Origin of the sequence: Sediminimonas sp., from assembly GCF_024637375.1 — a bacterium.
Classification (GTDB): domain Bacteria; phylum Pseudomonadota; class Alphaproteobacteria; order Rhodobacterales; family Rhodobacteraceae; genus Sediminimonas.
In genome coordinates this window covers 56466-70303 of record NZ_JAGXFK010000042.1, presented here as the reverse complement: position 1 = coordinate 70303, position 13838 = coordinate 56466, and the positions used below count along the sequence as shown (strand labels likewise).

The 13838-nt window shown below is 65.9% G+C and carries 12 protein-coding genes; 6 read left to right on the top strand and 6 right to left on the bottom strand.

The window, feature by feature from the left end:
• Nucleotides 1-2: 2 nt before the first annotated feature.
• Both Q0L89_RS06470 and Q0L89_RS06465 read right to left on the bottom strand, forming a co-directional pair.
• Nucleotides 3-695 (bottom strand): phosphatidylserine decarboxylase, encoded by a 693-nt coding sequence (locus Q0L89_RS06470; RefSeq protein WP_296763331.1) that lies wholly within the window; start codon nt 693-695, stop codon nt 3-5.
• A 129-nt stretch (nt 696-824) separates the two neighbouring features.
• Entirely contained in the window at nt 825-2303 is a 1479-nt protein-coding gene (locus Q0L89_RS06465) for an NAD-dependent succinate-semialdehyde dehydrogenase (RefSeq protein ID WP_296763330.1), read from the bottom strand.
• A 95-nt stretch (nt 2304-2398) separates the two neighbouring features.
• Between Q0L89_RS06465 and Q0L89_RS06460 the strand changes: the two genes are divergently transcribed.
• Nucleotides 2399-3190, top strand: a complete 792-nt coding sequence (locus tag Q0L89_RS06460; protein ID WP_296763329.1) for an alpha/beta hydrolase — start codon at nt 2399-2401, stop codon at nt 3188-3190.
• A gap of 6 nt (nt 3191-3196) precedes the next feature.
• On the opposite strand, the gene Q0L89_RS06455 is transcribed toward Q0L89_RS06460, so the two are convergent.
• Complete coding sequence (locus tag Q0L89_RS06455) at nt 3197-3580, bottom strand: HIT domain-containing protein (protein WP_296763328.1); 384 nt, start codon at nt 3578-3580, stop codon at nt 3197-3199.
• Nucleotides 3581-3588: 8 nt separating this feature from the next.
• The gene (locus Q0L89_RS06450; RefSeq protein ID WP_296763327.1) at nt 3589-5166 is read right to left on the bottom strand and encodes a DUF5928 domain-containing protein; all 1578 of its coding nucleotides are present in this window, start codon (nt 5164-5166) and stop codon (nt 3589-3591) included.
• A gap of 139 nt (nt 5167-5305) precedes the next feature.
• Here Q0L89_RS06450 and Q0L89_RS06445 point away from each other — a divergent pair, with 139 nt between their 5' ends.
• The 4 genes from Q0L89_RS06445 to Q0L89_RS06430 all read left to right on the top strand — a co-directional run bounded on the left by Q0L89_RS06445 (nt 5306) and on the right by Q0L89_RS06430 (nt 10988).
• Nucleotides 5306-6124: a sulfotransferase family protein gene (locus Q0L89_RS06445; RefSeq protein ID WP_296763326.1), complete on the top strand. Its 819-nt coding sequence runs from the start codon at nt 5306-5308 to the stop codon at nt 6122-6124.
• 141 nt (nt 6125-6265) lie between these two features.
• On the top strand, nt 6266-7444 hold the full coding sequence (locus Q0L89_RS06440) for an aminotransferase class I/II-fold pyridoxal phosphate-dependent enzyme (RefSeq protein WP_296763354.1): 1179 nt from the start codon (nt 6266-6268) through the stop codon (nt 7442-7444).
• Nucleotides 7445-7460: 16 nt separating this feature from the next.
• Nucleotides 7461-10295 (top strand): DNA translocase FtsK, encoded by a 2835-nt coding sequence (locus Q0L89_RS06435; RefSeq protein ID WP_296763325.1) that lies wholly within the window; start codon nt 7461-7463, stop codon nt 10293-10295.
• 72 nt (nt 10296-10367) lie between these two features.
• The gene (locus Q0L89_RS06430) at nt 10368-10988 is read left to right on the top strand and encodes an outer membrane lipoprotein carrier protein LolA (RefSeq protein WP_296763324.1); all 621 of its coding nucleotides are present in this window, start codon (nt 10368-10370) and stop codon (nt 10986-10988) included.
• 9 nt (nt 10989-10997) lie between these two features.
• Here the strand turns inward: Q0L89_RS06430 and Q0L89_RS06425 are convergent, their stop codons facing one another.
• Entirely contained in the window at nt 10998-11588 is a 591-nt protein-coding gene (locus Q0L89_RS06425) for a transglycosylase SLT domain-containing protein (RefSeq protein WP_296763323.1), read from the bottom strand.
• 218 nt (nt 11589-11806) lie between these two features.
• On the opposite strand from Q0L89_RS06425, the gene hspQ reads away from it, so the two are divergent.
• The gene (gene hspQ, locus Q0L89_RS06420) at nt 11807-12133 is read left to right on the top strand and encodes a heat shock protein HspQ (protein ID WP_296763322.1); all 327 of its coding nucleotides are present in this window, start codon (nt 11807-11809) and stop codon (nt 12131-12133) included.
• 33 nt (nt 12134-12166) lie between these two features.
• Here the strand turns inward: hspQ and Q0L89_RS06415 are convergent, their stop codons facing one another.
• Nucleotides 12167-13744, bottom strand: coding sequence for a gamma-glutamyltransferase family protein (locus Q0L89_RS06415; protein ID WP_296763321.1), 1578 nt, complete (start codon nt 13742-13744; stop codon nt 12167-12169).
• Between the last annotated feature and the right edge of the window lie 94 nt (nt 13745-13838).

The following is a 13838-nucleotide window of genomic DNA, read 5'->3' as shown; positions in this document are numbered from 1 at the left end:
GGTTACTCCACTCGCGCGCGGCGCGGGGGCTCGTCGCCCGCCAGGTCGGCCAGCACGGTTTCCCCGGCAACCATCGTCTGCCCCACGGCGACCAGCGGCGCCACGCCCTCTGGCAGATAGACATCGAGCCGCGAGCCGAAGCGGATCAGCCCGAACCGTTCGCCGGTGCGCAGGTAGGCGCCCTTGTCCACCCAGCAGACGATGCGCCGCGCCACCAGGCCGGCGATCTGCACCACGGCGATCTGGCGGCCGTCGGGCAGGCGGATGGCAAGGCTGTTACGCTCGTTGTCGGTACTGGCCTTGTCCAGCGAGGCGTTAAAAAACCTGCCCGGCCGGTAAGCGACGGCGGTTACCGTTCCTTCCACGGGGGCGCGGTTGACGTGGCAGTTGAACACGCTCATGAACACGCTGACGCGGGTCAGGGCCTCGGGGCCGAGGCCCAGTTCGGCGGGCGGCACGGCCGGTTCGATCAGCGACACGATGCCATCGGCGGGGCTGACGACCAGCCCGTCGCGCACCGGCGTCGCGCGTACAGGGTCGCGGAAGAAGTAGTAGCACCAGACCGTCGCCCCCAGCCCCAGCCAGCCGAGCGGCGCCCAAATCAGGAACAACACCAGCGTCGCCACGGCGAAGACGCCCACGAAGCGGCGGCCCTCGGGGTGCATCGGTTCGATGAAGGTGTCGGTCATCCTCATGGTGCGGCTCCGGGCCCGGATTGGGTTGCCGTCGCCTTATCCCATCACCCCGCCCCATGGCAATGTGCCACGCGGCGGCGCGGCGGAATCGGCGCCGGGGCGCCGCTGCTCACCGCGCCGCCGGGCCGGTCAGACAGCGGTGCAGATGTATTTCATCTCCAGGAACTCGTCGATGCCGTGATGGCTGCCTTCGCGGCCCAGCCCCGATTGCTTGACCCCGCCGAAGGGCGCCACCTCGGTCGAGATGATGCCGGTGTTCACGCCCACGATGCCGTATTCCAGCGCCTCGGCCACCTTGGTGACGCGGCTCAAATCCTTGGCGTAGAAATAGCTGGCCAGCCCGAAGATCGTGTCGTTGGCCATCTCGATCACGTCGTCCTCGTCGTGGAACCGAAACAGTGGTGCCAGCGGGCCGAAGGTTTCCTCGCTGGCGAAGGCCATGTCGCGCGTGGCGCCGGTCATGATCGTGGGGGCAAAGAAGTTTCCCTGCATCTGGTCGGCCTCGCCGCCCAGGATCACTTCGGCGCCCCTGGCCTTGGCGTCGGCGATATGGTCCTGAACCTTGACGATGGCGTCGGAATTGATCAGCGGCCCCAGCTCGGTGCCTTCTTCCAGCCCGTCACCGACCTTCATCTCGGACACCCGTTTTGCCAGCTTCCGGGCGAACTCGTCATAGACGCCGTCCTGCACGTAGATGCGGTTGGCGCAGACGCAGGTCTGGCCGTTGTTGCGGAACTTGCACATGATCGCGCCTTCGACGGCGGCATCCAGGTCGGCGTCGTCGAAGACGATGAAGGGCGCGTTGCCGCCCAGTTCCATCGAGCATTTCATCACCTGGTCGGCGGCCTGGCGCAGCAGGATGCGCCCCACCTCGGTGGAGCCGGTGAAGGTGAGCTTGCGCACCGCCGGGTTTTCGCAGAATTCCTTGCCGATGTCGGAGGCGCGCGACGAGGTGACGACGCTGAACACGCCCTTAGGAATGCCCGCGCGTTCGGCCAGAACGCCCAGCACCGTGGCCGACAGCGGCGTTTCCGCCGCGGGCCGCCCGACAAAGGCGCAGCCCGCCGCCAGCGCCGGGCCGGCCTTGCGGGTGATCATCGCGTTGGGAAAGTTCCACGGCGTGATCGAGGCGGCCACCCCGATGGGTTGCTTGATCACGGTGATGCGCTTGTCGCGCTGGTGGCCGGGGATGGTTTCGCCGTAGATGCGCTTGGCCTCCTCGGCAAAGAATTCGATGAACGAGGCGCCGTAGGCGATCTCGCCCTTGGCCTCGGCGTGGGGTTTGCCCTGTTCGGCGGTCAGGATGGTGGCCAGGTCGTCCTGGTGCTCCATCATCAGGTCGAACCAGCGGCGCAGGATGATGCTGCGTTCCTTGCCGGTATATTTCGCCCATTCCTTTTGCGCGGCCTCGGCGCTGGCGATGGCCTGCGCGACCTGGTCGCGCGACAGGTCGGCGACATTGGCGATCACGTCGCCGCGCGCGGGGTTGGTAACCTCGAATGTCGCGCCGCCTTCGCCATCGCTCCAGTCGCCGGCAAGGTAGGCGCGCTCGGCCAGCAGCTCGGGGTCGTTGAGCAGCGATTTCAGCTCGGTCCTGGATTGGGTCATCTGCGGGGCTCCGTTGGATAGCGTTCAATTTGGTCTCGTAAAGGCAAAGCATCTGGCGTTACCATTGTCTAGGACCAGATGAAGGAGATCGCGCCGTGGAACTGGACGACGCCTATGCCAACGCCGCCCATATCGCGGGTGCCGAGGACTATCCGCCGCGGTGGGCGCGCGACGCCGCCGCCTTTCGCGAGGGGCTGCTGGAACAGGGGCTTGCCGATCTCGATATCGTCTACGGAGACAGCCCGCGCCAGCGGCTTGACCTGTTTCTGCCCGGGGCCGCGCCACGCGGGCTGATGGTGTTCGTGCATGGCGGCTACTGGTTGCGCTTCGACAAGTCCACCTGGTCGCACTTGGGCGGCGGGGCGCTGAACCGGGGCTGGGCGGTGGCGATGCCCTCTTACGATTTGTGCCCGGACGTGGCGATCGCCGACATCACGCGGCAGATCGCGCGCGCGGTCGCGGCGGTAGCAGGCATGGTGGCCGGGCCGATTGCCCTGTCGGGGCATTCCGCGGGCGGGCACCTGGTGGCGCGCATGGCGGTCCCCAGCGTGCTGCCCGAAAGGGTTGCGGCGCGGCTTTCCCACGTCATGCCGATCTCGCCGGTGGCCGACCTGCGCCCGTTGCTGAAGACCTCGATGAACGCGCAGTTGCGGCTCGACCAGGCTGCCGCCGAGGTCGAAAGCCCGGTGCTGATGCAGCCCGCGCCGGGCGTGCCGATCAGCGTCTGGGTGGGCGGCGACGAGCGGCCCGCCTTTCTCGACCAGGCCAGGTGGCTGGCCGAGGCATGGACCGTGCCGCGCGTCGTGGTGCCAAAGCGCCACCATTTCGACGTGATCGACGCGCTGGCCGCGCCCGAAAGCGACATGGTAGCGCGGTTGACGGGGTAGGGGGCGTCAGTCGGCCTTGGGCAACATCCGGCCAAGGCGGCGTCCGCCGGTGATATGCACATGCAGGTGCGGCACTTCCTGCACGCCGGCCTCACCCGCGTTCGAGATCATGCGAAAGCCGCCGCCGCCGTTGCCGGGCGCGACGCCCATCTCACGGCACACCGCGCCGATGGCGCGGGTGAAATCGACGATCTCGCCCTCGGAAGCGTTGAGCGCGAAATCGTCGTAGCTGACATAGGCGCCCTTGGGGATCACCAGCACATGCACCGGTGCCTGCTGCGAGATGTCGTGGAACGCGAAGCTGTGCTCGGTTTCCAGCACCTTGTTGCAGGGAATCTCGCCGCGCAGGATCTTGGCGAATACGTTCTGGTCGTCATAGGCTTGGCTCATCGGGCACCTCAGTCGTCAAACAGGTATTGGACATCAAGTATCTCATGCGCTTTTTGCTCTGAAACGGCAAGGAACCGCGCCAGGTTGCGGGCGTTTTCGGCACTCGAGTCGATCTCGCGGATGCGCGTGTAACTCCCGAAACCGGCATCGCGGATCGTTTCGCCTTCGTGCACGATGTCCTGCCTGATCGTGGGAAGTATCCGCTCCAGCGTTTGCTGCGGCGTCTGTGCCCCGGCCAGCCCGATGCGGCGGGCATGACCCAGCAGGTAGTCGTCGGTAAACCGGCATTCGACGTCGAGGATCCGGGTGGTCGAGCGGTCGCCACCGAAATCGTTCAGAAGGTCCAGGTTGGACGGGTCGATGCAGATGATCAGGCGGTTGGTGTCGTGATAGTCGAACAGCATTCGCATGAGCGAGCGCCGGTGCCGCGTCCGCTTGCCCAGCGTGACTTGTATGCCGCCCAGGTCGGGCAAGTCGGTATCGACCTCGTTGAACAGGTATTCGATCGAGGGGATGTCGGTCATGTCGCGGATGCGCCCGACCAGGCGTTTGGCGACGTGCCATTTCTTGCACACGATGATCATCAGTTCGCGCTCGCGCCCCAGCGTGCTTTCGGTTTCCCAGAACCGCGGCGCGAAGCGGCGCCCGATCCGGCCGCGACCGGTGAGAAACTTGTAGAGACTGCGCCCCTCGTTCGAAATCTGGAATTCCATCCCGCGCGCCGCGTAGAGAACCCCCAGCCGTGATTTCAACTCGATCGCCTCGGGGCTGATCTTGCGCGCGAACAGGTAATCCTGTGCCAGCAGCAGGTCGTAATGGTCGTTGTAGAACGTCACTGGCATCCCGTAATCCGAGAACATCAGGAAGGTCAGCGTCCGGGTGCGAATTTCCGGGGCCGGGATCAGGTGGCGCACGAGGGTCTGGAAGAACGTCTCGTCCGGGATCCAGGTGGTGCGGAAGAACCGCATGACATCGCGGCGCGAGCGGGTGAAATCGAGGATCTGCTCGATCGTGCGGCGGCGCAGGCACCACCACTGGCTACCGATCTGGATGTCGATATCTTCGGGAATCCTGCGCGCCAGCCGCAGTTTTCGCTGCAGGCTCAGCGAGGCATAGAACAGCCACTTGCGTTTGCGCTCGTTGAAAAAGTGCCGGTAGATCAGCCGGTCTTGCTTGATGCCGGTCTTGATCCAGTCGCTCTTGAAGAAGTCGAAGCTCTCGATGTAATCCGCGTCGGTCGCATCGAGGAAATCATGCGCATATTCGGCCGACTTGATGGCCATGCAATCGCCCGACAGCATGTAGAAATGCGTGGCGCGGGGGAAGGCGGCCTCGGCCGCTTCGACAGCGTTGAGCGTGGCCTGCACCAGTGACCATTCGCCCCAGCCGCATTTGACCCGCTTGCGAACGATGGTGATATTGGGGTTGTCGGCCAGCGCCGAGCGGATGCGCTGGAAATCCTGCGGGTCGGAGCGGGCGTCGAAGTGGATCGCCATGCAGTCGCCCATGGCGGTCAACTGCTGAGCCTGACGAATGATGGCCTCGGGGTCCTTGTGGCACAGCAGGATGAAAGCGATTTTTGCCATTCTGGAAACGAAGGCCCCTGTTCAAAATCATTGTCTGGATAGATACAGACCAAAAAGCGTTGAATAAACATGCTTTCTTTTGTTTTTTGATGCACAACTGTCGCGGTGCGGAGGCGCGCCTGCCAAGGAGGATGTGTTCATGGGGTTTCCCGGAACGTGGATGACGACAAGCGAAAGCATGGTGTACCGCGTGGTGCCGAAATGCGCCTGCTCGACGATCGGCCAGATCATGTACTATTCGGATCATGGCGAATTCTTTGACGGCGACATCCACGACGCGCGCAGCGGCATCCACAAGTGGGCCATCGAGGACAGCCAACAGCGCATCACCGACAACATCAAGGGGCACCGTTCGTATGCCTTCACCTGTGTGCGCAACCCCTACACCCGTATCCTGAGTTCGTTCTTCGACAAGGTGTGCGGCATCCAGCGCAACGGTAAGCGCTATCGCGGCAACCTAGTGCCGCTCCTGGTACAGAAATACGGTGTCGAGATAGGCGGCGCGGACGGGGACGAGGAATTCGACCAGATCGCCAGCTTTCGCCGCTTTCTGCTGTTCGCGCGCGACACGATCCGCTGGCGCCGCCCGATGGAACCCGACATCCACTGGTCGGCGATGTCGGGGCATGTTTCGACCTTCATCATCAATGGCGGGCGCTACGACCACATCTTCTGGACCGAGCGGTTCAACGAGGGCATGCAGCAGGTGCTGGACGCGGTCGAGACGCCGCACGACGTCGATCTGCAAAAGGTGCCGCGCTTCAACGAATCCGAAGGTCACGGCCCCAAGCGGGCGCACCCTGTCGAGGACTATTTCGACGATTTGTCGATGCACCTGGTCTATGAGATCTACAAGCGCGACTTTCGCCTGTTCAAATACGATTTCGAGAACCCCGCCAACAAGATGCCGACGGGCGAGATCGACCTTGACGAGATACACGCCAAGCTGGGCGACTGAACGCGACAGTGCGGGCACATTTGCCGCAGCTTTCGCTGTTGTGGCCGCACGGGCGACTGTTGTTCTGGACGCACTCGCCCCGTTTCGCTACTCTGTCCGGCAACGGGGCGGTAACGATCCCGAACCTTGAGGCAGTGCATCATGTTTCCCGAGCGGTTTTCGAACCTACCGGCCTATGCGTTCCCGCGTTTGCGGGCGCTTCTCGACGCGCACGCGCCGGGTGGCGAGGTGGTGCACATGTCCATCGGCGAGCCGAAGCACCCTTTCCCCGGCTGGGTGGGCGAGGTTCTGGCCGCGCATGTGGACGAATTCGCCCGCTACCCGCCCAATGAAGGCAGCGAGGGTTTGCGCGGCGCCATCGCCGGTTGGCTGCACCGCCGCTACGGTGTGCAGGTCGACCCGGATACCGAGGTGATGGCGCTCAACGGCACGCGCGAGGGGCTTTACAACGTCTGCATGGCGCTGGTGCCCGAGGCCAAGGCAGGTGCCCGCCCGGCGGTGGCCCTGCCCAACCCGTTCTACCAGGTCTACATGGTTGGTGCGCTGTCGGTGGGGGCCGAGCCGGTGTTCGTTCCCGCCACGCGGGAAACCGGGTTTCTGCCCGATTTCGCAAGGCTTGGCGCCGATGTACTCGACCGCCTGGCGGCGGTCTACGTGTGCTCGCCTTCCAACCCGCAGGGCGCGGTGGCAAGCCGCGACTACTGGGCCGATCTGATCGCGCTGGCCGAAAAGCACGGCTTTCGCATCTTCGCCGACGAGTGCTATTCGGAAATCTACCGCGACATGCCGCCGCCGGGCGCGTTGCAGGTGGCGCGGGAGGTTGGCGCCGACCCCGAGCGCGTGCTGGTCTTTCATTCGTTGTCGAAACGCTCCAACCTGCCGGGGCTGCGGTCGGGTTTCGTTGCTGGCGGCCCGCAATCCATGGCACGGGTGCGCCAGTTGCGCGCCTATGCCGGGGCGCCGCTGCCGCTGCCGTTGCAGGCGGTGGCCGAGCGCGCCTGGTCGGATGAGGCGCACGTGCGCGAGAACCGGCGGCTGTATCAGCGCAAATACGACATCGCCGACGCGATCTTTGGCGACGTGCCGGGCTATCGGCCGCCCGAGGCGGGTTTTTTCCTGTGGTTGCCGGTCGAAGACGGCGAGGCGGCCGCGCTCACGGCCTGGCGCAAGACCGGCGTGCGGGTGCTGCCCGGTGCCTACCTGAGCCGCGAGGTGGCGGGCGAGAACCCGGGAAGGAAGTATATCAGGGTCGCGATGGTGGCCCCGGAACAACAGATGCAGGCAGGCCTGATGGCGCTGCGCGACTGCACGTACAACTAAGGCTGCGAGGGCAGGAATGGCATATCAGACACGGGGACGCGAACCATTGTTCGACAGTGACGTGCAGGCGGCACTGGAAAAACGCGGCAAGGAGCTTCTCGGCGTCCTGCTGGTCGCCCTGGCACTGGCCGCGGCCGCGATGACCCTGTCTTATCACCCGGATGATCCCTCGTTCCTTTCGGCGACCGACGAACCGGTGCGCAACTGGACCGGCCCCATCGGCGCCAGCATCGCCGCGCCGCTGTTCATGATCGTGGGCTGGGGCGCCTGGGGCATCGCCATCACGCTGGCGGGCTGGGGCGTGCGCCTTGCCCTGCACTTGGGCGAGGGGCGTGCCATGAGTCGCCTGATCTTCGCCCCGATCGCCATCGCGCTGGCGTCGGTCTACGCGGCGTCGCTGGTGCCCGGGCCGGGATGGAGCCACAGCTTCGGGCTGGGCGGGTTGTTCGGCGACATGGTGCTGGGCGCCATGCTGGGCGTCCTGCCGGTGAGCGCCAGCATCGGGCTGAAGACGCTGTCGCTTGCGCTGGCGCTGCTCATGGTGGGGTTCGGCGCCTTCGTGCTTGGTTTCACCCGATCCGAGGTCAGGCGCATCGCGCGGTTCCTGGCTCTGGGGCTGGTGGTGGCCTATGTCGGCCTGATGCGGGTGCTTGCCTTCACCGTGCGGGCGGTGGCCGGCGGCGCGCGCGGCCTGGCCGCAAGGCGCAACGAGCGCCGGGCGGCGCGTGTGCGGCCCGAGCCGGAGGTGGCACAGGGCAGAGACGCCGCCGCATCGGTGAGGCGTGCCGAAACGCCGGCGCCAGCCGCCGCGACGCCAGAGCCCGCGGCCCGGGGCGGTCTGCTGGGGCGCATGCCTTCGCTCGTGCGCCGCATGCCCGAGCCGCTGCCCGAGCCCGAGCTGATCGAACGCGAGCCGGTCGCGGATGTCGAGGAGATGCCCGGCGACGACCGTATCAGGGCCAAGATCGCCGACGTGATCAAGAGCCGCGTCCGCGCGACCCCGGCTGCTGTCGCGGCGGGTGCGGGCGGCGGGCGCATCGGCGCGCTCGACCAGGCCAACGTGCCGCCGGAGCCGCCATTGACCGGGCCGCGGGGGCCGATGCGCGCAGCCTCGGTGCCCCCCGTCCCTGAGCGCGCGGCCGATCCCGCCAGCGAGCCGGGTGCCATGGTCGATGATAGGCCCTCGGGGGCCGCCGCTGCCGCCCCGCACCAGCAGCCGATGACCATCCCGGTGGCCGAGCCGCGCAAGGTTGTCCAGCACGCGCCGCGCAAGCCGCTGCAACCGTCCGAGCGCGCCAAGGCCGAAGCACAGCCAACGCTGCAGTTCGACGAGCCGCAAACCGAGTACGAATTGCCGCCGCTCAGCCTGCTGATGAACCCCGACCGCGTCGAGCGCCATCACCTCAGCGACGAGGCGCTGGAGGAAAACGCCCGCATGCTGGAGACGGTTCTTGACGATTACGGCGTCAAGGGAGAGATCGTCAGTGTCCGCCCCGGTCCGGTGGTGACGATGTACGAACTGGAACCCGCGCCCGGCCTCAAGGCCAGCCGCGTGATCGGGCTGGCCGATGACATCGCCCGGTCGATGGCGGCGCTTTCGGCGCGCGTCTCGACGGTGCCGGGCCGCTCGGTGATCGGCATCGAGCTGCCCAACGAGAACCGCGAGATGGTCAGCTTTCGCGAAATCCTCTCGACCCGCGATTTCGGCGATGGCAACCAGAAACTGCCGCTGGCCCTGGGCAAGGATATCGGTGGCGATCCGATCGTCGCCAACCTTGCCAAGATGCCGCACCTGCTGATCGCCGGGACGACCGGGTCGGGCAAGTCGGTGGCGATCAACACCATGATCCTGTCGCTTCTCTACAAGCTCAGCCCCGAGGAATGCCGGCTGATCATGATCGACCCGAAGATGCTGGAGCTTTCGGTCTACGACGGCATCCCGCACCTGCTCAGCCCGGTGGTGACCGACCCGAAAAAGGCGGTCGTGGCGCTCAAGTGGGTGGTCGGCGAGATGGAGGAACGCTATCGCAAGATGTCGAAGATGGGGGTGCGCAACATCGACGGCTACAACAGCCGCGTGGCCGATGCGCTGGCCAAGGGCGAGATGTTCTCGCGCACCGTGCAGACGGGATTCGACGACGAGACCGGCGAGCCGGTATTCGAAACGGAGGAATTCGCCCCCGAGAAGATGCCCTATATCGTCGTCATCGTCGACGAGATGGCCGACCTGATGATGGTTGCCGGGAAGGAGATCGAGGCTTGCATCCAGCGCCTGGCGCAGATGGCGCGGGCCAGCGGCATCCACCTGATCATGGCCACGCAGCGGCCTTCGGTCGATGTCATCACCGGCACCATCAAGGCCAACTTCCCGACCCGGATCAGTTTCCAGGTGACCAGCAAGATCGACAGCCGCACCATCCTGGGCGAAATGGGGGCCGAGCAATTGCTGGGCATGGGCGACATGCTCTACATGGCCGGCGGCGCGCGGATCACGCGCTGCCACGGTCCTTTCGTCAGCGACGAGGAGGTCGAGGAGGTGGTGCGCTACCTCAAATCGTTCGGCGCGCCGGAATACGTCGGCGGCGTCGTCGAGGGCCCCGACGAGGGCCGCGAAAGCAGCATCGACCAGGTGCTGGGGCTGGGCGGCAATACCGATGGCGAGGATGCGCTTTACGACCAGGCGGTGGCGATCGTCATCAAGGATCGCAAGTGCTCGACCTCCTACATCCAGCGCAAGCTGGCGATCGGCTACAACAAGGCCGCGCGGCTGGTCGAGCAGATGGAGGACCAGAGCGTGGTCAGCCCCGCCAACCATGTCGGCAAGCGCGAGATTCTGGTACCCGAGCAATAGGCGTGGGCGAAATCGCGATTTCGTGATGGTCGCGGGGATGACGCGGACAGTGGTAGTGAATAGGTATCAGCCATGATGAGCTTGCGATCCCTGTTCGCGGCGGTTGCCGCCGTGTTGCTTGCCCCGGTGGCGCTGGCCGAAGAGGCTTCGTCGCCATTGCCGCTGTCGACGCTTTCGGCGTACCTGAACGATATGCGGCTGGCACAGGGCGAGTTTACCCAGATCAGCGACGATGGTAGCATCACCACAGGCACGCTTTACATCAACCGCCCCGGCCGGATGCGTTTTGCCTATGACGAGCCCGAGGACTCCGTGGTGATCGCCGGCGGCAACGCCGTGGCCATCTTCGACCCGAAAAGCAACCAGGGCCCGCAGACCTACCCGCTGGAACGCACGCCGTTGTCGCTTATCCTGTCCGAGAACGTGGATCTGGGGCGCGCCGACATGGTGGTCGCGCACGACCGCCGCGGCCCCGCGACCGTCGTCACGGCGCAGGATCCGGCGCACCCCGAATACGGCACCATCGAGCTGGTCTTCACCGGCGACCCGGTCGAACTGCGCCAATGGGTCATCAACGATGACAGCGGCTCCAGCACCACGGTGGTGCTGGGTCAGCTCTCGGAACCCGATGCCTTGCCCGCGTCGCTGTTCAGCATCCAACTGGAACAGGGCCGCCGCGAGCCAACCCGCTGAGTTGCGCGCTCAGCGCCAGCGCCGGCCACAAGTGGCAAGCTGCGCGTCATAGGTGGCGGCACGCGACGCGACCTCGCTCGATATCCGCATCAGCCAGCTCTTGCGCCGGTAGGTGCCGCGCGAAAACCCGCCGTGCCCTTCGTGATAGGCCAGGTACTGGTTGCGTGCATCGTTCAGCGGGATGCCGTTGCGTTCCTTCGTCTTGTTCATGTACCAGCCCATGAAATCGGTCGCGTCGAATATCCGGTCGCGCCGGGCGCTGTATTGCCGCTGGTCGCGCTGGTAGTCCTCCCACGTGCCGTCGAGCGCCTGACCGTAGCCGTAGGCCGAGCTTTGCCGGCCCATCGGGATGATCCCGAGCGCATAGCGCAGCGGCGTGCGCGCCCGGGCGTCAAATTTGCTTTCCTGGTAGATGACTGCCATCTGCACCGGCACAGGCACGCCCCATTTGCGCTGTGCCGCCTTGAAGGCGCGCCCGTAGACCGGCCTGTCGCTCAGGATCGCGCAGGCGTCATCAAGATTGCGTGGCGCAGACCGTTCCCCGCCGCCGCAGGAGGCCAGCACAAGGATAACGATCAACGCGCGAAGGGTTCTGCTCATCTGCCTCTACGCCCCGTTTGTTTTTCATGCAGTCTAGCTGAAACGCGGCCGCGAGGAAACGCCAAACCCGGGCTTGCCGCACCCTGATTGCCGCACGGCACCGGTGCGGCGGCACATTTTCGTGAAGGCGTTGACAGTCTGTTTCTGTCGCAAAGCCCTCAGCAGTTGGACAACCCCCCTTGTTGCGGCTAGATTTGCTTGGTAGGGGCACGACCGTCATGTTGAAAACGCGCGCGAAATATCACCTCGGCCAAGTCGTCCGCCACAAGAAGCATCCCTTCCGCGGGGTGGTGTTCGACGTGGACCCCGAGTTCAGCAATTCCGAGGAATGGTACGATGCCATCCCCGAGGACAGCCGTCCTCATCGCGAGCAGCCCTTCTACCACCTGTTGGCGGAAAACGACCAAAGCTATTACATCGCCTACGTGTCCGAGCAGAACCTCGTCGCCGATTATTCTGGCGAGCCGGTGGACCACCCCGACATCCCCGATCTTTTCGGTCCGTTCGAGGATGGCCACTACCCGCTGGATTTCCAGTTGAACTGAGGCGGCCGCGGGTTGCGTTACTTCCGGGCGCGGTCAGTAGCCCAGGGCGCAGCCGTCCTTGCGCGGGTCGGACGCACCTTCGAACACGCCATCCTCGCGGATCAGGATCGCCTGGCCCCCGCCAAGCGGCGCATCGGGTATCTCGACGCGGTGGCCGAGGTCGGAGAGGTATGTCCGGGCGCTGGCATCATAGCCCTTTTCGACCTTGAGCACGCCGCCATCGGCAAAGCTGCGCGGGGCGTCGATTGCCTCCTGCGGGGACATGCCGAAATCGACCAGGTTCGAGACGAAGCGCGCGTGACCGGCGGGCTGATAGGCGCCGCCCATCACGCCGAAGGGCATGACCAGCCGCCCCCCGCGGCGCAACATGCCGGGGATGATCGTGTGCATCGGGCGCTTGCCGGGGGCGTATTCGTTGGGGTGCCCAGGCTCCAGCGTGAACCCCGCGCCACGGTTTTGCAGCAGGATGCCGAACTTTTCCGACGCGATGCCCGACCCGAAGGGATGAAAGAGCGAATAGATCAGCGACACCGCCATCTGGTCGCGGTCAACCACGGTGATGTAGACGGTGTCGCGGTGAACCGCCTCGGTCAGCGGCGCGGCGGCGTCGATCACGCGGTTCGGGTCTATCAGCGCCGCCAGCCGCGAGGCAGTGTCCGGCGCCAGCATGTGGTCAAGCCGGGCACTGTGGTCTGGATCGGCGATGAAGCGGTTGCGCGCATCATAGGCCAGCTTGGTCGCCTCGGCCTCGATATGGGCCCTCTCCGGGCCATGCGGGTCCATGCTCGCGATGTCGAAATGCGACAGGATGTTGAGCAGCAGGATCGCCGTCGCGCCCTGGCCGTTGGGCGGATGCTCGACCAGTTCCGCGCCCTTGTAGGGGCCGGCCACCGGCTGCGCCTCGGTGCTGCGGTTGGCGGCGAAATCGGCCGCGTCGTGCACCCCGCCATGGCGGTGCAGGGCGGCGATCATGTCGTCGGCGACCTCGCCCTCGTAGAACGCGCTGCGCCCGTCGCGGGCGATGCGGCGCAGCACCTCGGCCTGGCCCGGGGCGCGAAACACCTGCCCCACCGTGCCGGGGGCGCCGCCGAAGGTGAAATGCCGCTGCCCGACCGCGTCGAGCCGGCCGCAACTTTCCGCCCAGTCCCGCGCCACGCGGGGGGCTACCGGCACGCCGGCCTCGGCATAGTGGATCGCGGGCGCAAGAACCGCGTCCAGCCCCAGCTTGCCGTGGCTTTCCGACAGGGTGCAGAAGGCGTCGATGGCGCCGGGGATGGTGACCGCCTCGGCGCTTTCCAGCGGCACCGCCGTGCAGCCGCGGGCACGCAGGGCGCCCGCATCGGCGCCCGCTGGCGCGCGCCCCGAGCCGTTGAACGCCTCGACCGCGTCGCTGCCGGGCTTCGAGAACAACACGAAACAGTCGCCGCCGATGCCGGTCATGTGCGGCTCGCAAATGCCCAGCAGCACCGCGCCGGCGATGGCGGCATCCATGGCGTTGCCGCCGCGTTCCAGGACGTTGACCGCAGCCTTTGCCGCAAGCGGGTGCGAGGTGGCACAAATGCCCCCGGTGGCCAGAACCGGCGAGCGACCGGGAAAGTGGAAATCACGCATGCCGTCCCCCTTAGGTTGACACCGGTCAACCTACCGCGCTGCGCCAGCAGGGCAACCCCTGTCGGCCGCGCCGCGATGGGAGATGTTGGGGAAA

What these genes read in the sequence shown, in the direction of transcription:
- Q0L89_RS06470 (WP_296763331.1), bottom strand. Translation starts at nt 695, where the DNA reads ATGAGGATGACCGACACCTTCATCGAACCGATGCACCCCGAGGGCCGC.
- Q0L89_RS06465 (WP_296763330.1), bottom strand. Translation starts at nt 2,303, where the DNA reads ATGACCCAATCCAGGACCGAGCTGAAATCGCTGCTCAACGACCCCGAG.
- Q0L89_RS06455 (WP_296763328.1), bottom strand. Translation starts at nt 3,580, where the DNA reads ATGAGCCAAGCCTATGACGACCAGAACGTATTCGCCAAGATCCTGCGC.
- Q0L89_RS06450 (WP_296763327.1), bottom strand. Translation starts at nt 5,166, where the DNA reads ATGGCAAAAATCGCTTTCATCCTGCTGTGCCACAAGGACCCCGAGGCC.
- Q0L89_RS06445 (WP_296763326.1), top strand. Translation starts at nt 5,306, where the DNA reads ATGGGGTTTCCCGGAACGTGGATGACGACAAGCGAAAGCATGGTGTAC.
- Q0L89_RS06440 (WP_296763354.1), top strand. Translation starts at nt 6,266, where the DNA reads ATGTTTCCCGAGCGGTTTTCGAACCTACCGGCCTATGCGTTCCCGCGT.
- Q0L89_RS06435 (WP_296763325.1), top strand. Translation starts at nt 7,461, where the DNA reads ATGGCATATCAGACACGGGGACGCGAACCATTGTTCGACAGTGACGTG.
- Q0L89_RS06430 (WP_296763324.1), top strand. Translation starts at nt 10,368, where the DNA reads ATGATGAGCTTGCGATCCCTGTTCGCGGCGGTTGCCGCCGTGTTGCTT.
- Q0L89_RS06425 (WP_296763323.1), bottom strand. Translation starts at nt 11,588, where the DNA reads ATGAGCAGAACCCTTCGCGCGTTGATCGTTATCCTTGTGCTGGCCTCC.
- hspQ (WP_296763322.1), top strand. Translation starts at nt 11,807, where the DNA reads ATGTTGAAAACGCGCGCGAAATATCACCTCGGCCAAGTCGTCCGCCAC.
- Q0L89_RS06415 (WP_296763321.1), bottom strand. Translation starts at nt 13,744, where the DNA reads ATGCGTGATTTCCACTTTCCCGGTCGCTCGCCGGTTCTGGCCACCGGG.